19 protein-coding genes are annotated in these 24,171 nt (G+C 64.1%); 7 read left to right on the top strand and 12 right to left on the bottom strand.

The features are described from left to right. Positions 1-13: 13 nt before the first annotated feature. On the top strand, positions 14-3,469 hold the full coding sequence (locus J5J09_RS04125; protein WP_208548423.1) for an ATP-binding protein: 3,456 nt from the start codon (positions 14-16) through the stop codon (positions 3,467-3,469). Between the two features lie 190 nt (positions 3,470-3,659). Here J5J09_RS04125 and J5J09_RS04120 read toward each other — a convergent pair whose 3' ends face one another. Continuing rightward, positions 3,660-3,992 carry a hypothetical protein gene (locus J5J09_RS04120; RefSeq protein ID WP_208548422.1) on the bottom strand — a complete coding sequence of 111 codons (333 nt, stop codon included), beginning with the start codon at positions 3,990-3,992 and terminating at the stop codon, positions 3,660-3,662. A 398-nt stretch (positions 3,993-4,390) separates the two neighbouring features. Continuing rightward, positions 4,391-5,359 carry a helix-turn-helix domain-containing protein gene (locus J5J09_RS04115; protein WP_208548421.1) on the bottom strand — a complete coding sequence of 323 codons (969 nt, stop codon included), beginning with the start codon at positions 5,357-5,359 and terminating at the stop codon, positions 4,391-4,393. 383 nt (positions 5,360-5,742) lie between these two features. On the opposite strand from J5J09_RS04115, the gene J5J09_RS04110 reads away from it, so the two are divergent. Beyond that, complete coding sequence (locus J5J09_RS04110) at positions 5,743-7,323, top strand: iron ABC transporter permease (protein WP_208553043.1); 1,581 nt, start codon at positions 5,743-5,745, stop codon at positions 7,321-7,323. Between the two features lie 237 nt (positions 7,324-7,560). Here J5J09_RS04110 and J5J09_RS04105 read toward each other — a convergent pair whose 3' ends face one another. Further along, complete coding sequence (locus J5J09_RS04105; protein WP_208548420.1) at positions 7,561-9,513, bottom strand: acetoacetate--CoA ligase; 1,953 nt, start codon at positions 9,511-9,513, stop codon at positions 7,561-7,563. A 164-nt stretch (positions 9,514-9,677) separates the two neighbouring features. Between J5J09_RS04105 and J5J09_RS04100 the strand changes: the two genes are divergently transcribed. Together J5J09_RS04100 and J5J09_RS04095 are read left to right on the top strand one after the other, a co-directional pair. Next, positions 9,678-11,546 (top strand): AsmA-like C-terminal region-containing protein, encoded by a 1,869-nt coding sequence (locus tag J5J09_RS04100; RefSeq protein ID WP_208548419.1) that lies wholly within the window; start codon positions 9,678-9,680, stop codon positions 11,544-11,546. Positions 11,547-11,574: 28 nt separating this feature from the next. After that, positions 11,575-11,820, top strand: a complete 246-nt coding sequence (locus tag J5J09_RS04095) for a DUF6460 domain-containing protein (protein ID WP_348646414.1) — start codon at positions 11,575-11,577, stop codon at positions 11,818-11,820. Positions 11,821-11,839: 19 nt separating this feature from the next. Here J5J09_RS04095 and J5J09_RS04090 read toward each other — a convergent pair whose 3' ends face one another. The 5 genes from J5J09_RS04090 to J5J09_RS04070 all read right to left on the bottom strand — a co-directional run bounded on the left by J5J09_RS04090 (position 11,840) and on the right by J5J09_RS04070 (position 17,506). Beyond that, positions 11,840-12,655 (bottom strand): ABC transporter permease, encoded by an 816-nt coding sequence (locus J5J09_RS04090; RefSeq protein ID WP_208548418.1) that lies wholly within the window; start codon positions 12,653-12,655, stop codon positions 11,840-11,842. Between the two features lie 3 nt (positions 12,656-12,658). Further along, positions 12,659-13,564 carry an ABC transporter permease subunit gene (locus tag J5J09_RS04085; RefSeq protein WP_208548417.1) on the bottom strand — a complete coding sequence of 302 codons (906 nt, stop codon included), beginning with the start codon at positions 13,562-13,564 and terminating at the stop codon, positions 12,659-12,661. A 10-nt stretch (positions 13,565-13,574) separates the two neighbouring features. Next, entirely contained in the window at positions 13,575-14,735 is a 1,161-nt protein-coding gene (locus J5J09_RS04080; RefSeq protein ID WP_208548416.1) for an ABC transporter ATP-binding protein, read from the bottom strand. Positions 14,736-14,835: 100 nt separating this feature from the next. Further along, positions 14,836-15,936, bottom strand: coding sequence for a polyamine ABC transporter substrate-binding protein (locus J5J09_RS04075; protein WP_208548415.1), 1,101 nt, complete (start codon positions 15,934-15,936; stop codon positions 14,836-14,838). A 148-nt stretch (positions 15,937-16,084) separates the two neighbouring features. Further along, the gene (locus tag J5J09_RS04070) at positions 16,085-17,506 is read right to left on the bottom strand and encodes a helix-turn-helix domain-containing protein (protein WP_208548414.1); all 1,422 of its coding nucleotides are present in this window, start codon (positions 17,504-17,506) and stop codon (positions 16,085-16,087) included. A 235-nt stretch (positions 17,507-17,741) separates the two neighbouring features. Between J5J09_RS04070 and aceA the strand changes: the two genes are divergently transcribed. Next, entirely contained in the window at positions 17,742-19,031 is a 1,290-nt protein-coding gene (gene aceA, locus J5J09_RS04065) for an isocitrate lyase (RefSeq protein ID WP_208548413.1), read from the top strand. A 102-nt stretch (positions 19,032-19,133) separates the two neighbouring features. Beyond that, positions 19,134-19,370 (top strand): hypothetical protein, encoded by a 237-nt coding sequence (locus J5J09_RS04060; protein ID WP_208548412.1) that lies wholly within the window; start codon positions 19,134-19,136, stop codon positions 19,368-19,370. 64 nt (positions 19,371-19,434) lie between these two features. Here the strand turns inward: J5J09_RS04060 and J5J09_RS04055 are convergent, their stop codons facing one another. Next, a complete protein-coding gene (locus tag J5J09_RS04055; protein WP_208548411.1) occupies positions 19,435-19,938 on the bottom strand; it encodes a GNAT family N-acetyltransferase in 504 nt (167 codons plus the stop codon). A gap of 84 nt (positions 19,939-20,022) precedes the next feature. Continuing rightward, positions 20,023-20,898 (bottom strand): LysR family transcriptional regulator, encoded by an 876-nt coding sequence (locus tag J5J09_RS04050; protein WP_208548410.1) that lies wholly within the window; start codon positions 20,896-20,898, stop codon positions 20,023-20,025. 92 nt (positions 20,899-20,990) lie between these two features. Here J5J09_RS04050 and J5J09_RS04045 point away from each other — a divergent pair, with 92 nt between their 5' ends. Further along, on the top strand, positions 20,991-21,203 hold the full coding sequence (locus J5J09_RS04045; protein WP_208548409.1) for a hypothetical protein: 213 nt from the start codon (positions 20,991-20,993) through the stop codon (positions 21,201-21,203). 44 nt (positions 21,204-21,247) lie between these two features. Here the strand turns inward: J5J09_RS04045 and J5J09_RS04040 are convergent, their stop codons facing one another. Both J5J09_RS04040 and J5J09_RS04035 read right to left on the bottom strand, forming a co-directional pair. After that, positions 21,248-21,391 (bottom strand): hypothetical protein, encoded by a 144-nt coding sequence (locus tag J5J09_RS04040; RefSeq protein ID WP_208548408.1) that lies wholly within the window; start codon positions 21,389-21,391, stop codon positions 21,248-21,250. Positions 21,392-21,611: 220 nt separating this feature from the next. Further along, positions 21,612-24,140, bottom strand: a complete 2,529-nt coding sequence (locus J5J09_RS04035) for a HAMP domain-containing methyl-accepting chemotaxis protein (RefSeq protein WP_208548407.1) — start codon at positions 24,138-24,140, stop codon at positions 21,612-21,614. Positions 24,141-24,171: the final 31 nt, after the last annotated feature.

Below are 24,171 nucleotides of genomic sequence, written 5' to 3'. Positions count from 1 at the left end.
CAGGTTGTCAAACATGCCCGCAGCTCAATACCCGTTCATAGATGTCGCCGTGCACAATGCCGTGCGGGCGCGCTTCGCGCGGGGCGAAGCGCTTGTGCTGTTTTCAGCCGACATGCAGACCGTGCTCTGGGCCAACGGACCGGGTGCAGCCCATTTCGGCAATGCATCGATCTACGATTTCCTCGACCAGGGTCCGGACCGGAGCGAGCTTTCGTTCCGGCAGCTTGCGGCGAGCGCCGGCCAGTTGTCGGCAATCGGCGACAGCCGGACGCTGGTCATCCGCATAGCCTCCGGTTTCCGCAGCGTTCCTGTGCAGGCGGAGGTCGAACTCATCGACATTCGCGGCGAGCGGGCTGTGCTGTTCTGTCTTCCGGCGGCAGGCCAGTCGACCTCGACCGAGGCGCTGGCAAAGCGGATGCTGACCGGGTTCGACGATCCCGATACGCATATGGCGGTCCTCGACTCCTCTGGCGAAATCGTCGCGGCCTCGCCGGGGTTTGCCGGGCTTGGCATCGGCGCGGCCTCGGCGCGCGGTTTTATCACCATGGTCGAAAACGAGCCGGCGCATCTTCTGAAGCGCCCGCTGTCGACTGTTCGCGGCCATCTGCCAGCGGCGATCGGCAAGGTCTCGGACTCCCCGGACCTTTACCTGCTGCTGGCGGTCGAAACCATTCTCGGCGACTTCCGTCCCGCGGACGCCAGCCCAACCGCTGATGTGGCGTCGGCGCCCGCCGAACCGGTCGCGGCCCTGCCCCTGCCGGAGGCCGCCACCATCTCCTCCGAAGAGGCTCCTGCAGATTCGATCAACGCGTCAGCGGAACCAAGCGCATCGTTCCCGGCTGACGAGGAGCCCGCGGCGGCATCCCCGTCCGACATGGAAGAGGAAGAGGCTGCCCCGGCCATGGAGACGCCCGCGTCTCCGGAACCGGTTTCGGAGACACCGCAGGCTACAGCCGCGGAGAGCGCCGAACCCGTCGCGGCACCTGCGGATGAACCGGTCGCGCCATTGGCGAACCACACCGCTCCCGCCGCGCCCAGCACCGAGGAGGATGGCTTCGTCTTTCAGCCGACCAACCGGGCGACGCGCTTCGTCTGGAAGATCGACGCCGAGGGCAGGTTTACCGACGTCTCGCGCGAATTCGCCGCCGCCGTCGGCCCGCGCGCCGCGGCCATCGAGGGCGTGGCATTCACCGACATCGACGCGCTCTTCCATCTCGATCCGGACGGCAAGCTCGGGGAATTGTTGAACCGCCGCGACACATGGTCCGGCAAGACGGTCTACTGGCCGGTCGAGGGCACCAGCCTGCGTGTCCCCGTCGACCTTGCTGCACTGCCCACCTATACCCGCAACCGCGAATTCGATGGCTTCCGGGGCTTCGGCGTCGTGCGCCTGGCCGACGCCGTCGAGGATCCGCTGGAAAGCGGTCTGACGCTCGGCTCGCAATCGATGTCCTCAGACGTACCGGCCGAAGAGCAGGAACCGTCCGTCTCCGACGAGACGCCGGATGCGGAGGCATCGGAGGTGCTGCCTGATATCCTGAGCGAGGCCGATGCGATGACAGCTCAGGCAAGACGCGCCTCGGAGATCGATCCCGGCCATGCCGGCGAGGCGGAAGCACAGGACGAGACGGCAAAGACCGGGGACGGCGGGGCATCCGTTCAGACAGAGGCCGCGACCGTCATTCCGCTGATCTCCGACAAGATCATCCAGCTGGAGAACCATCGCGCCCGCAATCGCGACGGCCTGAGCGCCAGCGAGGCCGCGGCATTCCGCGAGATCGCCCGCAAGCTGGACCCGATCCGGCCAAGCCAGGACAATCCGGAGCCGACACACGAAACGGTGCAGGAGACACCGGTCGCGACAACCACCATCCCGCCCGCGCCGACACCGCCCACCCCCGTGTCACCGGCGATCCGGTCGCCGGAACCGCCGGTGTTTCGCCCGGTGCCCGACGCCGCCGCCTTCACGCCACAGCAGCGGGACCTCGGTCTGTCCGCAGATATTGTCGACCTGATGCCGGTCGCCCTCTTGGTCCACGTTGCGGACAGACTGATCCACGGCAATCCGGAATTCCTGAAGCTCACGGGCTATGCGGACCTCGATGCGCTGGCCTCGGCCGGCGGGCTGGATGCGCTCCTGCAGCGCGAGGATCTCGACGAGGCAGAAGGCAAGGGTAGCCGGATCGTGGTGGTGCGTGCCGATGACCGGCTCGTTCCGGTCAACGCCAAGCTCCAGTCGATCCGCTGGGCCGGCGGCAGCGCACTGATGCTGTCGCTCGTACCGGTGGAGGCACCCGAGACCGTCGTTGCTCCCGCTATCGTGGAGGAAGAGACAAGCGAACTGTCACGCCTCAGGGTCGAAGCGGAGGAAATGCGGTCGATCCTCGAAACCGCTACCGATGGCGTGGTGATCATCGGTACGGAGGGCGAGATCCGCTCGATGAACCGCTCGGCGTCGGCCCTGTTCAACTATGACGGCGAGGAGTTGAAGGGCAAACCCTTCGTCATGCTCTTCGCGCATGAAAGCCAGCGGGCGATCCTCGACTACCTCTCGGGGCTCGCCGGCCATGGCGTCGCGAGCGTCCTCAACGATGGCCGCGAGGTCATTGGCCGCGAGGCGTCCGGCGGCTTCCTGCCCCTGTTCATGACGATCGGCCGCCTCACCTCCTCGAACGGCTACTGCGCCGTCATCCGTGACATCACGCAGTGGAAGCGCACCGAGGAAGAGTTGCGCGGCGCCAAGCGCGCGGCGGAGACGGCCAACGCCCACAAGAGCGAGTTCCTTGCCCGCGTCAGCCACGAGATTCGCACGCCGCTCAATGCCATCATCGGCTTTGCCGACATCATGGCGAACGAGCATTTCGGTCCCGTGGGTCACCCGCGCTATGCCGAATATGCGAGCGACATCGTGCGCTCGGGCCGCCACGTGCTCGACATCGTCAACGACCTGCTCGACATCTCGAAGATCGAGGCGGGCGAGATGGACCTCGATTTCACCGCCGTCGGCCTCAACGAGACGGTGTCGCAGGCGGTCGCGATCGTGCAGCCGCAGGCCAATGGCCAGCGGGTGATCATCCGGACCGCCCTGTCGCAAGCCGTTCCGAGCGTCGTCGCCGATCTTCGATCGATCAAACAGATCGTGCTCAACATCCTGGCGAATGCGATCCGCTTCACGCCCTCGGGCGGGCAGATCATCGTATCCACCGCTTACGAGGCGAACGGCAGCGTCGTGCTGCGCATCCGCGATACCGGTATCGGCATGAGCCGAACGGAGCTGGAGCAGGCGATGAAACCGTTCCGGCAGGTATCGCCCGGCGCGCGCAATCGCGGCGATGGCACCGGTCTAGGGCTTCCGCTCACCAAGGCGATGGTGGATGCAAACCGCGCGACCTTCGCGATCTCGTCGACCCCGAACGAGGGAACGCTGGTGGAAATTACCTTCCCTTCACCGCGCGTACTCGCCGACTGACATTGATATGAAAAAGGAAACGGTGGAGCGACGGGGTCCGCCGGCGGGACGCGCCTCAGATCCGTCGCTCCACGTCCGCCATCGCGGCGCGGCAGGAAATTGCGGGGGAGATGAATCCCCTGCCGTTGCGAATGCCGCGGATGGCTGGGCCTCGTGATCACCGGACGATGCCGGGATCGCAGTCCTAATCTCAATAGCAGTTCCGTTCCACGTCCTGCTGGTGTCGCGCCGCCTGCTGCTGAGCGACCATGCCCCCGGCGGAGGAAGCAACGTTGGCGGCAACCGCGCCACCACGTCCGCCAAAGCCTCCGAAACCACCGACCATGCCGAGTGCCGACCCCATCATCGCGGAGTTGGTCTGGTGACGGATGGCATCCTCGCACGCCGAAGCCGCAGACTTGTCCCGGCTCTGCTCAACGGAATTCGCCGACATCTTCTTCGAAGCGTCGGCGGAGGCTTGACCGCCCGTCTGGCTGCAGCCGGTCAAGACCGCCAGCATGACGATGACGAGATACAATTTCATGTGTCCTTCCTGCCGCTGATGACGCGGATCGGCCGCACCACCAGACGCATCAACGCAGCGAGAATCAGGGCTTGCATATGGTCACCTCCGTGTCGCTCAGGTTCCGGGCCGAGCCGGATCGTCGATGTCTTGGCGGGAGGCGCCGGTTGGATCAACACAGCCGAGACCAAGGCATAATCAATGCCGGTCGGGCATAACTTTTCGACAGACGTATCCGCTTTCGCTGCGTCGTTCGCACATTCTTCAGCGCAGCAGCGTCCACCAATGGTTGAGTGCTGCCGTCTGGATTGGCGCGCATCTGCATAACTTTGAGCGCCAGCGCATAACTTTTTTCCGCCTGGTAAAAAATGATTCGGTGTGCCGGGGAATGCATCCTTCAGAGCGCCGTGCCCGGATGGTCACGATTCGCCCATCCGCCGGTGCTGGCCCGGCGAGACGCCGAAGCGACGGCGGTAGGCGTTGATGAAGTTGGAGAGCTGGTTGTAGCCCACCTGCCATGCCAGGGTTTTCAGCGGCACTTCCGGACACTCTCGCACCATGTGCCGAGCGGCCTGCATGCGCGCCTCCAGAAGCGCTTCGAACACCGTTGCTCCATGCACGAGACGGAAACACTGGTTCAGCCGACGCGGCGACATGCGGACGGCAGTTGCAAGAACCTGCAGGCTGGGAGGGGTCCGCAAATCCGACAGCAGAAGTTCATGGACCTCGCGAACCCGCTGCAATTCCCGCGTCGTCAGCGCGGCACGCTGCGGTTCCTCGCCGCCGAGCCGGTCGAGATGGCAGGCAAGCATTTCAAGCGCCTTGCTTTCGCGCCAGAGGTTCATCATCGTTCCGCGATACGGCGCGTTGAATATCTCCTGGGCGGCCCGCGCCAGGGCCCGGTCGGCATCGAGAACCTCCGAGACGGGCAATCGGCCATCCTTCAAAACAGCCCGAACCAGCGGCGGCACGACATCACGCGACACCAGGTCTTCCAGCGTCGCAGGCTCGAATAGGAGGGTGACGGCAGACCATTGCTCCCCGGCTCCGACATTGTACGTGATCTGACGCTCGGCCAGGCTGACGGCGAACGGTCGGCCACCGCCTCGCCATATCCGGCGCTCGTTGCCGGCCGCTTCGAGAGTACCGGCTCCACTGAGCATGGTTCCGAGAACAAGATGTCCGGCAGGCGCATCGCCATCCGGTGTCATCGACCAGTCCCGGTCGGATGTTGCTGAAACCCGGTAGAGATTTATCCCCGGCCGCAGAAGCCGCTTCTCCATGAAGCCGCGAAACGGACCATCGTCGAAATTCATCACCCCGCCGCCGTCGAAGTATTGTTCCTCGCGGTCGTCCGGCGTCTCCATGATCCATGCACGTTCATCCATGCCAGCCGCTCTCCCGTTTACAAGCTGCAGGTGTAGGTTTGCAGGGCGCTCTCTTGTGAGAATAGCAGACTTCCTGTCAACATGAGGCCTGTCGCAGCCGGGCGGACGATGTTGGTCCCTTGAAGGACACCGCCTTCTACTTCTGAGTGTAAACAATTATATTTTGATATGATTTAAAGCACGATGCACCGACTCCCCTGACATCGCCTTTCCACCGTCGCGGTTTCCTTCCCACGGCGTTTGCGCTAGAGGGTCGGCAAGAGGCGAGAGGGAGAACCGGCTTGTCGACACACACATCCGATGGCTTGACCGCTCGGCCCGTCGCCCGACAGCGATCGCACGGCCTCGTTGCCGCCGCGTGCCTCGTCGCGACCGTCGTCGCCATGCCGATTGGCGCCATTCTCTGGATCGCCCTGTCCGGGGACGGCGGAAGCTGGCAGCATATCATCAGCAATGTCATGCCCCGCGCGACCGGTCGGACGCTCGAACTGCTGTTCTACACCTGCCTGACGACCGCGTTGTTCGGCATCACAACGGCATGGCTGGTCGTCTCCTTCGACTTTCCGCTGCGCCGGCTCCTGTCGATCGCGCTGGTTCTGCCGCTCGCTATTCCTTCCTATCTCGCAGCCTATGCTTTCGGCGAGTTCCTCGATTTCACCGGCCCGCTTCAGACCCTCGTCCGCCAGATCTTCGGCTACCAGTCGATGCGCGACTACTGGTTCCCCGATGTGCGCTCGCTCGGCGGCGCGGTGCTCGTGATGAGCGCCGTGCTCTATCCCTATGTCTACCTCGCCTGCCGGTCGATGTTCCTGATGCAGGGGCGCGCGGCCGCCGACGTCGCGCGTACGCTGGGCGCCGGTCCGCTCCGCGTCTTTCTCGAGGTGCAGGTGCCGATGGCCCGACCCGCGATCGCGGTCGGCTTGACGCTGGTGATGATGGAAACCCTGAACGACATCGGCGCTGTCGAATACCTCGGCGTCAACACGCTCACCTTCTCGATCTACGACACCTGGCTCAACCGTGGCAGCCTGGCCGGTGCAGCGCAGCTTGCCTGCGTGCTGCTCGTCTTCGTTGTCGGCCTGCTGACGCTGGAGCGCTGGGCACGGCGGCGCCAGCGTTTCGCCAGCCACAAGACGACGGCCGCCGTCCACGATATCGTTCGCCCCAGGCTTGGAACGGCTCGCGGACTCCTCGCGACCATATTTTGCGCGATGCCCGTCATCGTCGGCTTCGCAATCCCGGTGTTCGTGCTCGGCGACTTTGCGATCCGCCGGCTGGACCACTTCGCCGAACCGCGGCTGCTGAAGGCACTCGAACATTCGATCGTGGTGTCGTCCTCGGCGGCGATGCTCGCCGTCGTGCTCGCCTTCGTGCTTGCCTATGCCGCCCGCGCCTCGCGCTCGCCGGCGACAAGGGCAGCGGGTCGGCTTGCCTCGCTTGGCTACGGCGTTCCGGGCACGGTGCTCGGGATCGGCGTGCTGATACCGCTTGCCACCTTCGACAACACGCTCGATGCATTCCTCAGGGCCAATCTCGGCATCTCGACCGGTCTTCTGCTGTCCGGCACCGGCTTTGCCATCGTCTATGCCGCGACCGCGCGCTTCCTGACAATGGCCGAGGGAACGATCGACGCGGGTTTCCAGAAGCTATCACCGCATCTCGACATGGCGGCCCGCACGCTCGGCCGATCCACCGGACAGGCACTGACCAGCGTGCTGCTGCCGAACCTGCGCCCCGCCGTGTTGACAGCAGCGCTACTCGTCTTCATCGAAACCTTGAAGGAATTGTCGGCGACCATCCTGCTCAGACCCTTCAACTTCAACACGCTGGCGACGCTGGTCTACGAGGACGCCTCGCGGGCCCAGGTCGAAGATGCCTCCGTCGCAGCGCTCATCATCATCCTTGCCGGTCTCGTTCCGGTCCTCCTCGTGTCACGCACGCTCGACGAGCGCCGGCGGTCCTGATCGCCAGGCGACGGGATAAAAAAAGGGCGGCTTGCGCCGCCCGTGATGAGGTATGCTGTTCAAACGGAAGCTCGAGTGATCAACATCATGTTTGATTTCGCCAGATGGCGATCCGCGTCACGGTCATCGTGCGCACCCAAGTTGCATTAACGTATGTCAAAGGTTTCCTAATATTTGGTTAGCACCCGCCCCGGAGCGGGACAGGACGGCACCCCAGATATGGCGTGCGAAATCTCGCTATTTCGACAGTTCAGGCAGATCGCGGAACAGCTCCAGCGCCTCCGGATTGGCAAGCGCCTCCTTGTTCTTGACCGGGCGACCATGGACGACTTCCCGAACGGCCAGTTCGACGATCTTGCCGGACTTGGTGCGCGGGATGTCGGCCACCGGAACGATCCTGGCCGGGACATGGCGTGGCGAGGCACCGGTGCGGATCTTCGTCTTGATCGCCCCTGCAAGTTCGTCCGTAAAGGTGACGTCGGCGGCAAGCCGCACGAACAGCACGACGCGCACGTCGTCGTCCCAGTCCTGGCCGATGCAGAGTGCCTCGGCAATCTCCGGAAGCTGCTCGACCTGATTGTAGATCTCGGCCGTACCGATGCGCACCCCACCCGGATTGAGCGTCGCGTCGGAGCGGCCGTGGATGACGAGACCGCCATGTTCGGTCCATTCGGCGAAGTCGCCATGGCACCAGACATTGTCGAAGCGCTCGAAATAGGCGGCACGGTACTTGGCGCCATCCGGATCGTTCCAGAACATCACCGGCATCGACGGAAAGGCCTTCGAGCAGACGAGTTCGCCCTTCTCGCCGCGCACCGGCTGGCCCTCGTCGTCCCAGACATCCACCGCGAGCCCCAGGCCCGGCCCCTGGATCTCGCCGCGCCAGACCGGCTTCAACGGATTGCCGAGCACGAAGCAGGAGACGATATCGGTGCCGCCGGAGATGGAGGCGAGATGCACATCCGGCTTGATGCCCTCATAGACGAAGGAGAAGCCTTCCGGCGACAGCGGCGAGCCTGTGGAGGTCATCAGGCGGAGACAGGAGAGATCATGCGTCGTCCTTGGCGTCAGCCCCCCCTTTCGCACTGCGTCGATATACTTGGCCGACGTGCCGAACACGGCAAACTTCTCCTCGGCCGCGTAGTCGAACAACACATTGCCGTCGGGCGCGAAGGGAGAGCCGTCAAACAGGCAGAGCGTCGCGCCGCAGGCGAGGCCGGAGACGAGCCAGTTCCACATCATCCAGCCGCAGGTGGTGAAGTAGAACAGCCGCTCGCCCTTCGTCAGGCCGCAGTGGAAGCGATGCTCCTTCAGGTGCTGCAGCAGCGTGCCGCCGGCGCCGTGGACGATGCATTTGGGCACGCCGGTGGTGCCTGACGAAAACAGGATATAGACCGGGTGGGAGAAGGGCAGCCGGACGTAGTCCACCGCCTTCGGCTCAAAAGGTGCGACGAAGACTTCAAGAGTCCGGCCCGAGGGAAGCGAGGCGGCGAGCGCCGGCGCATCACCGGCATAGGGCACGATCACCGCGGGCACGCCGAGGCTTGCGACGACCGCGCGCACCTTGTCGGCGACATCCTGCTTCTTGCCGTTGTACCAGTAGCCGTCGCAGCAGATGAACAGCTTGGGCCCGATCTGCCCGAAGCGGTCGAGAACGCCCTGTTCGCCGAAATCCGGCGAGCAGGACGACCAGATCGCCCCGATCGAGGTGGCGGCCAGCATGCAGGCGACAGTCTCCGGCATGTTCGGCATCATCGCCGCGATGCGGTCGCCTTCGCCGATGCCCATGGCGCGGTAAGCCTGCTGCAGGCGGGACACCATCTGCGTCAGGCGGTCCCAGGACCAGCGGTCCTTGGCCTTGTCCTCGCCACGAAAAATCAGCGCATCGCCGTCGCCGGCGCCGGCGAGGATGTTTTCCGCGAAGTTGAGCCGTGCCTCCGGAAAGAACCGGGCCTCCAACATGCGATCGCCGTTCGAAAGAGCGATCCCGCCCTTGTCGCCTTTCACGTCGCAATAATCCCAGACAGCGGACCAAAAGGCGCCTCGATCCTCGATCGACCAGGCGTGGAAGTCGTCGTAGGTGGCGAAGGGCCGACCGGCGCGCGCCTCGCACCACGTCATGAAGCCGTACATCGGCGTGGCGCGGCGGAATTCCTCCGAGGGCGACCAGAGCGGCTGTTCCTGATGCATTCCAATCCTCCAAAAACCGTGCAAGCTGTATAGCAGCTTGCAGTGCAATATGAAGTGCGACGAACGGCCAGATACGCCCTCGAAATTGCCAGATTGCGGCATTTCCTATATCCGGCAGGCCAGATTACCAAAGGGACCGGCAGCACGGCCGGTGGACGATGCGCATGACGGAACAGCCTCCCATCCCCGAGCAGGACCGCGACGACCGTCGGCGCGGCTTCGGCGCGATCGTTTGGCGGCGTCCGATGCTGCTGGTCGTCGTCGCGCCGCTCCTGCTCTATCTGCTTTTGCTCATCCTGGCGCCGCTCCTCGTCTCGACCAGTGCCGTGCGCGGAGCGCTGGAGGATGCCGTCTCGGAGTGGAGTGGTCACCGCGCTACCATCGGCGGAACGCCGGAGCTGACCTTCTGGCCCGAACCCGAGATCGCCCTGCCCTCGGTGACGATCAGCAGGAGGGCGGGCGGCGAGGATGTCGTGCTCGCCCGCATCGAGCGTCTGTCGGCCTCATTCGGGCTGATCGACGGCATGTTCGGCCGGCCGGTGCTCGGCGAGTTCGTGGCCCTGCGGCCGGAGGTCTGGCTTCGCCGTGACGAAGAGGGCAACATCGACTGGCACGGCGACGGCCGGCTGACGGCGGCGATCGGCGCGGCCACGTCCGATACGGGCGATGCCGCCGTCGTCGACGCTGCGATCGGCGAGGTGACCGTTATCGACGGGCGGTTGCGGGTCGAGGACGCAGTCACGGGCCGATCCTTCTCGCTCGACGACATCGACGCGCGGCTCGACTGGCCACGTTTGTCCTCGGCGATGACGGTGTCCGCCGACGCCAGCATCCGCGGCAGGCGATTCGGCTTCGACCTCGCGTCGCGCCAGCCCCTCCAGCTCTTTGGCGGCAGGGACGCGGAGACGCGGCTGGCGCTGCGGCTGCAAAATCTCACCACCAGTTTCGAAGGGACCGCCAACCTTTCGGGCGACTATCTGCTGAACGGGCCATTGCAAATCGAGGCGAGCGATCTCGCCGGCTTCATCACGTGGTCCGGCCTCAAGCTCGGAGGCACGGAGAACATCCGCCAGGCGCGGGTTTCAGGTCAGTTGACGACGATCGGCGGCAGCTACCGGCTGGATGGGCTGAAGGCATCTTTCGACGGCAGCGATGCGACCGGCATCATCGAGCTAACCCCACCCTCGGACGACCGCAAGGCACGTCTCAGTGGCACGCTTGCCTTCGATCGCATCGATCTCGCCGACCTGCTCGATGCCTTCCGCCTGCTGCCGGGCCCGCATGATCCGGATGGCAAGGCGCCCGGGCTGACGCGATGGCTGGACACCGACCTGACCCTTTCGGCTGACAGGGCACTTTTCGCACCCATCCAGGTCGACGACTTCGCCGCCAGTATCGTTGTCGTCGGCGACAGCCGCCGCTTCGACCTTCTGGACGGAACACTCGAAAACGGTCGCGTCACCGCCCGGCTCACCGACGCAAGCGGATCAATGCCAGGAGAGTTGCGGGCGACGCTGTCGGGCATCGATCTCGAGACCCTGTTCGGGCGCCTGGCGCTCTCTGGGCCGCTTCCCTACACGCGGGCCTCCGCCGACATCGTGCTCGCCCTGCCGCGCCCGGTCGACGCGATGACCCTTGCGGATCTTTCCGGCTCCCTCCAGATTCGCGCGGCGGACGGCGAAATCCGGCCGTTCGATCTGTCCGCCATCGCCGCGCTCGCCCGCGAGCGGCCGTTCTTCCGCCTCGCCGACGCGCCAGGCGGGGAACTGGATTTCACCGCTGCATCGCTTCACCTGGAGCTTCACGATGGCATCGCAGACATTGCCGAGGCCTTTGCCGATAGCGATGTCGGCCGCCTGACACTCGACGGCATTATCCCGCTTGCCACCAGAAGCTTGGCGCTCGCGCTGTCCGTCGAAGATGATGACCAAAAAAGTCGTGCGGAACCACCACTCCGGCTGTTCGTCGGCGGGTCCTGGCCGGATGTGGTCGTCTCGCCGATGGCGGCGCCGCGGCTCGATCCATTAGAGTAGTCGAAAGAATCACCAGAGAGGGCTTTGGGTGTTCCACTACGTCTCAGTGCTCTTCAAGATCCTGCTCGCGTCCCTGATGGCGGGCGCGGCCCTGTCTTTCTTCGGCGTCACGCTGGAGACGATCTTCGGCCTCATCGGGCAGACCCCCGACAGCATGATCGAGCTTGGCCGGCGCTTCATCGCCTGGGCGGCGCCGAACGTCATGCTCGGCGCCTTCATCGTCCTGCCTGTCTGGCTGGTGACCTGGATCTTCCTGCCGCCGCGCGACTACTGAGCCGTGCGGACGATCCCGTTCATGGCGTCTGCGCCGCGTAGTGCTCGTCGCGCTGGCGTTGCTGTTCGCGCTGTTTTGTCGTGATCGAGGCGATGATGACGCCGATCGTTACAAACCCGATCAGAATCGAACACACCGCATTGATCTCCGGCGTCACCCCGAGACGGACCTGGCTGTAGATCTTGATCGGCAGCGTGGTGGCGCCGGGGCCGGTCGTGAACGAGGCGATCACGAGGTCGTCGAGCGACAGCGTGAAGGCGAGCATCCAGCCGGAGATGACGGCCGGTAGAATGAGCGGCAGGGTGATCTTGAAGAACGTCTTGACCGGCGGGCAGCCGAGATCCTGTGCCGCCTCCTCCAGGCTCATGTCGAAGGTCAGCAGCCTCGACTGCACGACGATCGCCACATAGCACATGGTGAAGGTGGTGTGGGCGATGATCACCGTCATCAGGCCGCGATCGAGGCCGACGGCGACAAACAGCAGCAGCAGCGACAGGCCGGTAATGACTTCCGGCATCACCAGCGGGGCGTAGACCATGCCGGAAAACAGCATGCGTCCCGGAAAGCGGCCATAGCGGACCAGCGTCAGCGCCGCCATGGTGCCGAGCACCGTACCCAGCGTGGCGCTGAGAAGTCCTACCTGCGCCGTGATCCAGGCCGCGTCCATCAGCCCCTGGTTCGACCAGAGCGAGGCATACCACTTGAGCGAAAAGCCGCCCCAGACGGTGACGAGCTTCGACTCGTTGAAGGAATAGATCACCAGGATGACGATCGGGATGTAGAGGAAAGCGAACCCGATCGTCAGGAAGGTCGCGTCGAACTTGCCGGGCTTCATCGCTCACACCTTCTGCTGCTGGTTCTGGAAGATCATGATCGGCACCACGAGCAGGAGCAGGAGCACCACGGCGACGGCGGAGGCGAGCGGCCAGTCGCGGTTGCCGAAGAATTCGGTCCAGAGCGTCTTGCCGATCATCAGCGTGTTGGGACCGCCAAGCAGGTCGGGGATCACGAACTCGCCGGTGATCGGGATGAAGCAGATCATCGAACCGGCGATCACGCCGGGGATCGACAGCGGGAAGGTGACGCGCCAGAAGGCTTTCCAGGGCGGGCAGCCGAGATCGCTCGCCGCCTCCAGAAGCGTGCCATCGAGCTTTTCGAGCGCCGAATAGAGTGGCAGCACCATGAACGGCAGGTAGGAATAGACGATGCCGATAAAGACGGCCGTCTCCGTGCGGAAGATCTGCACCTGATCGTCCGGCCCCATCAGGCCGATGCTCTGCAAGGCGATGGTCAGCAGGCCTTCCGGCTTCAGGATGCCGATCCACGCATAGACGCGGATCAGGAACGAGGTCCAGAACGGCAGGATCACCAGCATCAGCAGGGTCGGGCGGATGGTGACGGAGGCGCGCGCCATGGCGAGCGCCATCGGATAGCCGATCAACAGCAGAAGCAGCGTCGAGATCGCCGCGATCCGCAGCGACGACAGATAGGCACTGTAATAGAGCGAATCCTCCGTCAGGAAGATGTAGTTCTCGAAATCCAGCTTGGAGAAGAAGTCACCGATCATGCCGAATCCGTCGAACACCGGCAGATACGGCGGCATCGCGATCGCGGTGTCGGAGAGCGAGATCTTCACGATGATCAGGAAGGGCGCCAGGAAGAAGAGCGCCATCCAGACATAGGGCACCAGGACGACGAGCCAGCGGCTCGGCGAGGAGGAATGGGCTGTCGCAGTATCGCTCATCGCCCTCTCCTCAGCGTGTCAGGACGAGGCCGGCATCCGGCGTCCAGGTAAGCCACACCTTGTCGTCTATGGTGATCGGCCGATCGACGAGGCGGGCGACGTTGGCCTGCGCGGCGCGGAACATCGTGCCGTTGGCGAGCTTGACGATGAAGACCGAGAAGTCGCCGAGATAGCCGATGTCCCAGACCTCGCCGTGGAGCGCGTTGACCGAGGTATCGGCCGGCGGGTCGACGGAGATGCGCACCTTTTCCGGACGGATGGCGAAGGCGACCCCGGCGCCGGGCTCGGCGGCGCAGACCGGCTGCTCGACCTGCACCTTCAAGCCGCCCTCGCAGACCACCGTGACCATTTCGCCATCGCCAAGCTGCTCGCGCTTTTCCAGCTTGCCGTCGACGATGTTGATGTCGCCGATGAAGTCGGCGACGTAGCGGCTGTTGGGCGCCTCGTAGATTTCCGCGGGCGTCGCGACCTGGACGATCACGCCCTTGTCCATGACCGCGATGCGATCGGACACGGTCATCGCCTCTTCCTGGTCGTGCGTGACGATGAGGAAGGTCAGCCCGAGGTTCTGCTGGATGTCCATCAGCTCGAACTGGGTTTCCTCGCGCAGCTTGCGATCGAGCGCGCCGAGCGGCTCGTCGAGGAGCAGCACCTTGGGTCGCTTAGCGAGCGAACGGGCGAGCGCAACACGCTGGCGCTGGCCGCCGGAAAGCTGGCTCGGCTTGCGCTTGGCGAACTGTTCGAGCTTTACCAGTTTCAGCATTTCCTGCACGCGCGCCTCGATCTCGCCCTTGGGCAGGTTGTCCTGCTCGAGGCCGAAGGCGATGTTCTTCTCGACCGACATGTGCGGGAAGAGCGCGTAGGACTGGAACATCATGTTGGTCGGCCGCTTGTAGGGCGGCGTGCCGGAGATGTCCTTGCCCTGCAACAGGATATGGCCTTCCGTCGGATCCTCGAAGCCCGCCAGCATGCGCATCAGCGTGGTCTTGCCGCAGCCCGACGGTCCCAAGAGCGAGAAGAACTCCCGCTCGTAGATGTCGAGCGTCAGGTTCTCCACGGCGGTGAAGTCGCCGAAGCGTTTGGTGACGTTTTCGAAGCGGATGAACGGGCGCGCGGCCGGATCGTTCCAAGGTGAGAATTTACGCTTTACCGGCCCAAGTGATTTCGCCATTGCCCGACCCGTTATCCCCAATTGTACGGTTATGATTTTTACGGTTATGCCGATTTGAAAACACCGGGCGGAAGGTCCGCCCGGTGTTGATGTCCTGCTATCAGCTGCCGGTCTTGATCTGCGTCCAGACCCGGTTGAGAACGCGCTGTTCCCTTGGGCCGTAGGGGGAGATGGTGAAGAGTTTCTTCACCGTCTCCTCGGTCGGGTAGACGGACGGATTCTTGAAAACCTCCTCGTCGAGGAACTGCTGGGAGGCGAGGTTGCCGTTCGCATACTGGACGTAGTTCGAGGCCTTGGCGATCACCTCCGGCTTCATCATGTAGTTGATGAACTCGTGGGCTTCCTCGACATTCTTGGCATCCGCCGGGATCGCCAGGTTGTCGAACCACATATAGGTGCCTTCCTTCGGGATCACGTAGTCGACGGTCACACCATTGTTGGCTTCCTCGGCACGCGCCTTGGCCTGCAGGATGTCGCCGGACCAGCCGATCGTCACGCAGATATCGCCATTGGCGAGATCGTCGATATAGGCCGACGAATTGAAGGTCTTCACGAACGGGCGGATCTTCATATAGACGTCGCCGCCGGCTTCCAGATCAGCCTGTTCCTTGCTGTCGGGGTCCTTGCCGATGTAGTTCATGGCAATCGCGAAGGTCTCGTCCGACGCGTCGAGGATGTTGATGCCGCAGGACTGCAGCTTCTCGGCGTTCTCGGGCTTGAACAGCGCGTCCCAGCTGTCGACTGTGAAGCTGTCGCCAAGCGCGGCCTTGACCTTGTCGACGTTGTAGCCGAGACCGGTCGTGCCCCACATGTAGTTGACGGCGTATTCGTTGCCCGGATCGTATTTGGCCAGGCGCTCCATGATGTCAGGCCACATGTTCGAGAGGTTCGGCAGCTTGGACTTGTCGAGCTTCTGGAAGACGCCGGCCTGGATCTGGCGGGCGAGGAAGGGACCGGTCGGCACGACGACGTCGTAGCCCGAACCGCCTGCGAGCAACTTGGTCTCAAGCAGTTCGTTGGAATCGAACACGTCATAGACGACCTTGATGCCGGTTTCCTTCGTGAAGTCCTCCAGCACCGATTCATCGATATAGTCCGACCAGTTGTATACGTGGACGACGCGTTCCTGCGCGTTCGCACCACCGGCAACGACCAGCGCGGCCACGGCCACGGAAGCCCAGCGAATGAAATCGGCTTTCATGTTTTCTCCTGTTCCTTGATCAGGCGGGCGGACGCCCTTCACCTATTCCCTTTGTTTTTTTTGACAGACTAAGAAGGAATTGGACGCCCGACAAGACAAAATGTGGGCACCGCACACAGATCGCCCGATCATGAAAAAGGCCCTCGCCTCACTGGAAATCGAAGGCCGAGAGGCCCGTCACCATTTCGTCGAGGCCGAGTGGACGGGTCACCGGCGGCTCGGATCGGGCAAGACAACCTTGCCGTTCGCAGAGCCGGCAGGCCGAACCGACGGCCACCGGAGGAACGGCTGCGAGCGCCTGACCGTAGACGATCTCATCCTTCAGGGCGATGTCGCACCCGACAAGGACCGCCGTGCGGCGCACCCGCTCCGAAAACCCCGCCTGCGGTCCTTCCAGCGTGCGTGCGATGGTCAGGAAGCCGGTGCCATCGGGCATTTCCACCGCCTCGACGAGCACCTGCGCCGGCTGGGCGAACGCCGCATGGACATTGAGCTTGGGGCAGGCGCCGCCGAATTTCGCGTGGGGAAACCCTTGGGCGCCGGCACGCCGGAACCGGTTTCCGGCGATGTCGGTCTCCTGCATGAAGAACGGAACGCCTGCCGCGCCCGGCCGCTGCATCATCGTCAGGCGATTGGCGACCTGCTCGAAGGACACATTGAAGCGGGCTCGCAGCACGTCGATATCGTAGCGCGCCCGCTGGGCCGCCGCCAGAAATGCGCCATAGGGCATCATCAGGGCATGGGCGGCGTAGCGGGCGAGCTCGAAGCGCGCCAGCCGATTTGCCTCGCCGCTGACAAACGCAAGCGCCTCGAGTTCGGCGGCGATCTCGTCTCCCAGCGCCAGCAGCGCCGCTTCCATGGCGATCTCGCGCAACTGGTCGAAGGGCGACAGCCGCTCGGACAAGAACAGCCGCATGGAGTGTCGGTCGTATCGGCGGCGGAGGTTGGGCATGGCATGCACCGGCAGAGAGCGGACGACGATGCCGTGTTTCGTGCGCAGCCACGTCTTGAGCGAAACCGCCAGATCGTCGCCGGGCGAAAGACCGAGGCTTGCGTGAAAGGCTTCGGCTGCATCCTCTATGCCGGGACAGAAGTTCGGACGCTTCTCGAACCGCTCCCGCACCTCGTCGCTCGGCAGCCTGGCGCCGGAGAGCGAGGTTTCATGGCCTTGGCGCGCCAGCAGTTCGGCAAGATCGGTGAGGCGAGCGGCCTGTTCGCGGTAGGCACGGTAGAGCTTGACGATACCGGTTGCCGCGTTGGGAGCGGCCTCGGCTACTTCTATTAACTCCTGCTCCCCCGGCAGTTCTCCCGACAGCAGCGGATCGGCGAAGACCTCGCGCAGCTGGCTCGCCGTGCCGCCTGCCTCACCCTGCAGTTCATCCAGATCGACCTTGTAGACGGAGGCGAGCTTGAGCAGCAGTTGCACCGTCAGGGGACGCTGATTGCGCTCTATCAGATTGAGGTAGGAGGGCGAGATGGCAAGCGCCTCAGCCATCGCCGTCTGGGTCAGACCCAGCCCGTTTCGTATACGCCGCACCCTCGGTCCCGCGAAGATCTTGCTTTCCGCCATTTGACAGACCTTTTACAAACGTCCGCGCCGCGCACCAAGTTGCGCTTTTACAAGATTTACATTTTTACATTCCGAATTTGTGAAAGACAAGACAGCCTAACCTCTTTCCGCTCTGAAAAATCGCTTTTATTCTGGCAGTTTGTGCGGCGCACTGTAAATTCAGTCACATCAACGGCGCGACGATTTCGGTTCCCGACCTGATCTTCCCGCCCTCAAGACCAGCAGGGAGTTTGCTATGACTGATTTTTACAATCTCGTTCCGAATGCACCGAAGGGCCGCTACGACGGCATCGACCGTCCCTATACCGCGGAAGACGTCAAGCGTCTGCGCGGCTCGGTCGAGATCAAGTATACGCTGGCCGAAATGGGCGCGAACCGGCTCTGGAAGCTGATCAACGAGGAGCCCTTCGTCAACGCGCTCGGCGCGCTCTCCGGCAACCAGGCCATGCAGATGGTCCGCGCCGGCCTCAAGGCGATCTATCTCTCCGGCTGGCAGGTCGCCGCCGACGCCAACACGGCGTCCGCCATGTATCCGGACCAGTCGCTCTATCCGGCCAATGCGGCACCAGAGCTTGCCAAGCGCATCAACCGCACGCTCCAGCGTGCCGACCAGATCGAGACCCAGGAAGGCAAGGGCCTTTCGGTCGACACCTGGTTCGCGCCGATCGTCGCCGACGCGGAAGCCGGTTTTGGCGGACCGTTGAACGCCTTCGAGATCATGAAGGCCTTCATCGAAGCCGGCGCCGCGGGCGTTCACTTCGAGGACCAGCTGGCGTCGGAAAAGAAGTGCGGCCATCTCGGCGGCAAGGTTCTGATCCCGACGGCGGCCCACATCCGCAACCTGACCGCCGCGCGGCTCGCCGCCGACGTCATGGGTACGCCGACGCTGATCGTCGCCCGCACCGATGCGGAGGCGGCAAAGCTCCTGACCTCCGACATCGACGAGCGCGACCAGCCCTTCGTCGACTATGATGCCGGCCGCACGGCGGAAGGTTTCTACCAGGTCAGGAACGGCATCGATCCGTGCATCGCCCGCGCCGTCGCCTACGCTCCCTACTGCGACATGATCTGGATGGAAACAGGCAAGCCGGATCTCGAACAGGCCCGCAAGTTCGCCGAGGCCGTGCACAAGGTGCATCCGGGCAAGAAGCTCGCCTACAACTGCTCGCCGTCGTTCAACTGGAAGAAGAACCTCGACGACGCGACGATCGCCAAGTTCCAGAGGGAACTCGGTGCGATGGGCTACAAGTTCCAGTTCATCACGCTCGCCGGCTTCCACCAGCTCAACTTCGGCATGTTCGAACTGGCCCGCGGCTACAAGGATCGCCAGATGGCGGCCTATTCGGAGCTGCAGGAGGCGGAATTCGCGGCAGAGGTCAACGGTTACACCGCGACCAAGCACCAGCGCGAGGTCGGCACCGGCTATTTCGACGCTGTCTCGCTCGCCATCACCGCCGGCCAGTCGTCAACCACGGCGATGAAGGAATCGACCGAAACCGAGCAGTTCAAGCCGGCTGCGGAATAAGGGCTTGCCCCTCATCCCCCAGCCGGATGAGGGGCGACAGCCAGACAGAACCACCCTGAAGATCAACCATTCAAGAACCCCGAATAGAAGAGGAGAAATGCCATGACACCCCAGACCCGGGTCAAGGAACGCGCGGAAGAACAGTCCTCCGCCATGAGCCCCGACCAGCAGGCGACGATCCGCATGGTCGCCAACGACCTGCACCGTCTCAACCAGTCGGTCATGAAGGCCGTCGATGCCGGCGTATCCGTCGAGCTCGTCCGCTCCGCCCGCCATCACGGCGGCGAGGGAAACTGGGGTGATCTCCTGATCCCCGTGATCGTCACCCAGGCGCGCTGATACCGCCTCACCGATCAACCGGCCCGGCCGCAAGCCGGGCCCTTCGGCGTTTGGCGATCAATCCTCACCGGACAAAGTGGCGGAAGACGAGATCATCCGGCTCAGGCCGAGCCGCATCGTTATCAAGCACGCCACCAATACGCTCCGCCACTGCGATCGAGGAATGGTTGTCGGGGCTCACATAACTGACGAGAGATGGCAGCCCGCGCACGTCACGGCCCCAGTCGCGCATTACGAGTGCTGCCTCCATGGCGATGCCGCGACCTTCGAAGCCATCGTAGAGAAGCCAGCCGAGCTCGTTTTCGGGAAACAGCGGGCCACCGTTGATCCCCACCTGACCGACGCACTCACCTGTCTGCTTCAGGTCCACCATCAGGGCGCCATGGCCGAGCAGCTGCCATTGCGCGACGTCGTGGCAGAACAGGCCCCAGGCGCCCCGCTTGTCGAAGGGACCGCCCATGCCGGTGGACCGAGATGAGGCCATCAGCGCCGCGTAGGTCTCGAAATCGCCGATGACGGGCATGCGCAGGATGAGCCGCCCGGTTTCGAGTATGATGTCCGCTTGCATGTTCGCGCCCTTTGCCGTGCTGTGCCGTCTTCGTTCAGATGGTGCCTTACCCCGAGGTGGTCGATCCCGCCACCGCCCGCCGGATCACACCGACCGACCCGGCCGTTTTCCTGCGTACAACTCCGCATGCCCCTTCATCAGCTTCACCAGCCTGTCCGCGACCGTGCGCACCGGTCGGCGGTGACGGTCGTCATTGTTCATGACCACCCATTGCCGGTGGCGCAGTTCCGGGATCTCGGCGCCGACGCGTTCGAGACGCGGCTCCAGATCGCCGACGAAACAGGGGAGCACGGCGATACCGGCGCCCGAGAGCGCCAGATCGCGCAGCGAGCGGGCGCGGGTGACCGTCACGACGATCGAGGACGCCTTCTGTTCGTGGGGCCAGCGCAGATAGGAGGAAATCGCCTCGTCGCGGTGGACGGCGATCCAGTGATCGGCGCCGGCCTGCCCGGAATGGCGGGCGCGATAGGCGGCATAGGCCACTTCCCCCGTCGGCACGGCGGCGAGATTGCGCTCTTCCGGCTCGAAGGAACGGATGCCGATGTCGTTTTCCCGGTGGGCCAGCTGTGCCCGCTGCTCGGCGACCGTCAGCTCGATACGGAAATCGTCCCTCGGACCCCGGATCGCCGGAAAGCTCTCGGTGATCAGCCAGGCGTTCCAGGTGCCGGCGGCAATGCGGACAAGCGCGGAAGCGGCGGGTTCCTGGCGCCAGGCATCCACCTCCCGCGCCGCGGCCTCCATGCCCGAGAGCATGTCGAGCAGCCGCTGCCCCTCGCCCGTCAGGCGGTAACCGGTCTGGCTGCGCTCGAAGAGGACCGCACCCAGTCGCTGCTCGAGATCGAGCATTCGCCGCCCGAGCGTCGCCGGGCTGAGGCCCGAACTTTCGGCGCCGCCGGTCAGCCCGGCCCCACGGGCGACGTCGAGAAAGAGCTGATAGGAATCCCAGGCTACGTTTTTCATAATTGAAAGACATAGCGCGTGTCAGTCGCTTCATGAAGCGGATTTGGAGGTATAGATGGTGTGATGGTTCAACGAAGAGACGGAGATCCATCATGTACGAAGTCGCGGCAGCCCTGTTGGTGCATGGGAAAAACCTCAAGTCGCCGGCGGATCCGGCCAAAGCGGAGGATGATTTTTACGAGGCATATGCGGGCGATCCGCTGTCAGCGGTCTCGCGGCTGATCCGTCACGTCAAGGCGCGGATCGCAACCGGGCAAGCGGACATGCCGTCCCGGCATCACGACGGGTGCAGGCACACGGCCTGACGCATCGGGTACCCTTGCGGGTTCTTCGACCTTCCGCCGCCCGATCAGCCGATCAGGGAGAAGGCAAGCGAAACGAAGGCGATGCAAGCGCCTGCGCAGATGATTGCAAGGGTCCGGTAGGCGGCGGCGTCCGCTTCCTGGGCCTTGGCGATGGCGATAGCACGGGGCTTGCGATTGTCTCTGTTCATCACGGTTTCCTGGCAATGGCCGTTCGAAATCTCATCATGCCTGAGGCGTAGTCCGGTCCGACGTCATGTCCGGTTCCGCCACGACGGAACCCCGGCATCGGACCAGAGTGACTCAGGCCCGTTAACAAGAGCTAAATTATGTCGGATTCGTTGCGAACGGTACAGGCTCACGAAAACGTGAGCCTGCGACAAAATCGCCCCTGTCGGTGAAATCGTGTGCTCAGGCGGCCCTGTCGGCGCGGACTGGAGAGGCGGACTGAAGGCGGAACTGGCGGACGAGCTCGACCAGCGCGTCTGTCTCGCCGGCGAGATCGTGGCTTGCCGCCGTCGCCTCCTCTACCATCGCCGCGTTCTGCTGGGTCATCTGGTCCATCTGGTTGACGGCGCCGTTGATCTCCTGCAGCGCGGATGACTGTTCGCGGCTCGCCGTCACGATCATCTCGACCAGCTGGCTGATCGTGCCGATCTGGCCGCCGATGCGCGACAGCACCTCGCCGGCGCCCTTTACATGCGCCGCACCCGCAGCCACTTCCTCGGTCGACCCGTGGATCAGCACCTTGATGTCCTTGGCGGCGGTGGCAGAGCGTTGCGCGAGCTCTCGCACTTCCTGCGCCACGACCGCGAAGCCCTTGCCGGCCTCACCCGCGCGCGCGGCCTCGACACCGGCATTCAGCGCCAGCAGGTTCGTCTGGAAGGCGATCTGGTCGATCACCTCGATGATCTGCTCGATCTTGCGCGAGGCCTCCTCGATCCGGTCCATGGCGGAAACGGCATCGCCCATCACCACGGCGGACTGTTCGGCATTGCGCTTGGTTTCGCTGACGACCCCGTTCACCTCCTCGGCCCGCCCGGCGGTGGCGCGGACGGTGGCGGTTATCTCCTCGACGGCAGCGGCGGTTTCCTCCAGCGAGGCGGCCTGCTGTTCCGTGCGCTTGGAGAGCGCTGCGGCCGAGTGCGCCATCTGCCGGCCGTTGTTCTGGATCATGCCGACATTGTCGGTGATCCGGGTCATGGTATCGCGCAGGCGGGAGACGGAGAGGTTGAAGTCGGTGCGCAGCCGCTCCAGCCGTCCGGCAAAACGCCCTTCGATCTGGAAGGAGATGTCACCCGATGCAAGACGTTCGAGCGCCGCGGCAAGCTGCGTCACCGCCTCGTCGATCTCGGCGTCGAGCGCCTGCTTCTCCGCGTCGTTGCGACGGCGTTCTTCCTCGGCGCGGGCACGTTCGCGTTCGCCTTCCGCCTCGATCTCGATCTTGGAGCGGGCATTGGCCTTGAAGACGCCAAGCGCGCGCGCCATCGCGCCGATCTCATCGCCGCGTGCCTCGCCGGCGATCGAGGTTTCGAGGTCGCCGGACGCCAGCCGGCGCATGATGCCGGTGATCTGGCCGATCGGACGTTGCAGCGTCAGGATCAGCGTCACGCCGCCGACGATCGCGAGCAGGATGCCGAGCGTGGTGGCGCCGAGCGACAGCGTATTGGCCTCGCGCCCTTCTGTTCCGGCGGCGTCCCGCTGGGCTTCGGCGAATTCGGTGAGCGCCACCCAGCCACGATCGATCACGGCAGCGGCCTCGGCGAAGCCCGCCGTCCGCTTTTCGCTTGCCGCCACCAGGTCGGCGCTGTCGGCCTTCAGCGCCGCCAGCGCCGGGGTCACCAGCTTTGTCAGGTCGCCGAACAGCGCATCGTTCTGGATCGAGGCACCCAGCGTTTCCATGTTTGAGGCAATGAGATCGGCCTGGCGCACGAGCGGCGAGCGCCCCTCTTCCGTCCGGTTGGCGAGAAAAGCGGTGACATTGATGCGCAGGTCGTAGACGTCCGAGACGAGCTTGCGGCTCTGGTCGAGAATTTCGTTGGTCTTCACAAGCTCGGTATCGACGGCGCCGAAGCGCTCGACCGACAGTGCGCTCTTTTCCCGCGCCCCGGCTGCCAGTTCCGCGCCGACGGCTTCGAGTTTCAGCACCAGACGACGGATCTCGTCTATGTTCTCGAGGCTGACATCTCCGGATTTGACGCGCGCGGACAGATCGGAATTGATGGCCTGGAACTCCTTGCCGACGGGGGCACGTTCCTTCGGAAGGGCGGTGCCGGTGCGGCGCTGCGTCTTCACCAGTTCCGGCATGGCGTCGGCCAGAACAGCGGTCTGCTGCTCGGGGAAGACCTCGGCGCGATAGGCCGCCGCGACCGTCTCGATGAAGCTTGCGCCGGATGCCAGACGATCGGCCTCGCGAAAGGCGGTCTTGGCATCGTTTTCCTGGTTGGCAACGGCGCGCTGCATTTTCTGCGCTTCATCCGACAGCTTGATCTGGGCGGAGACCATGCCCTTGATGCTTTCGTTCAGCGCCTGCGACAACGACTCTTCGGTCTGGAACAGCGCCCACATCTCGTCGATGCGGGCCGTAACGTCGCGCGTTTCGGCGAGCGCCCGTTCCAGGCTGTCGCGACCGACGGCGGCGGCGTCCAGTGCAGAAAGGCTCTCCTCCAGATCGGCCTGCTGCTCCTGAAGGCGCGTCACGACCGCTGCCCGGCTTTCTTCGCTGGTGGCGTCGAGATAGGTGTTCATGGCCTCGCCGACATCGCGAAAACCGCTCAGCGCCCGCATCGTGTCGTTGGAAATATCCATCCGGTGCTGCAACATGCCCGAGGCATAGAGACCGGTGACACCCACCGCCGAAATGCTGGCCACGAAGGGCACGACGAGCGCCAGAACCTTGGTCCTGATAGAATAGCGCGACAGCAGCTTGTCGATAAACATATGGCCTCCGTCCCATTTCCGGATGCTAAAT

This window comes from Ciceribacter sp. L1K22 (assembly GCF_017599385.1).
Taxonomy (GTDB): domain Bacteria; phylum Pseudomonadota; class Alphaproteobacteria; order Rhizobiales; family Rhizobiaceae; genus Allorhizobium.
This window is presented reverse-complemented; position numbering and strand designations above follow the sequence as displayed.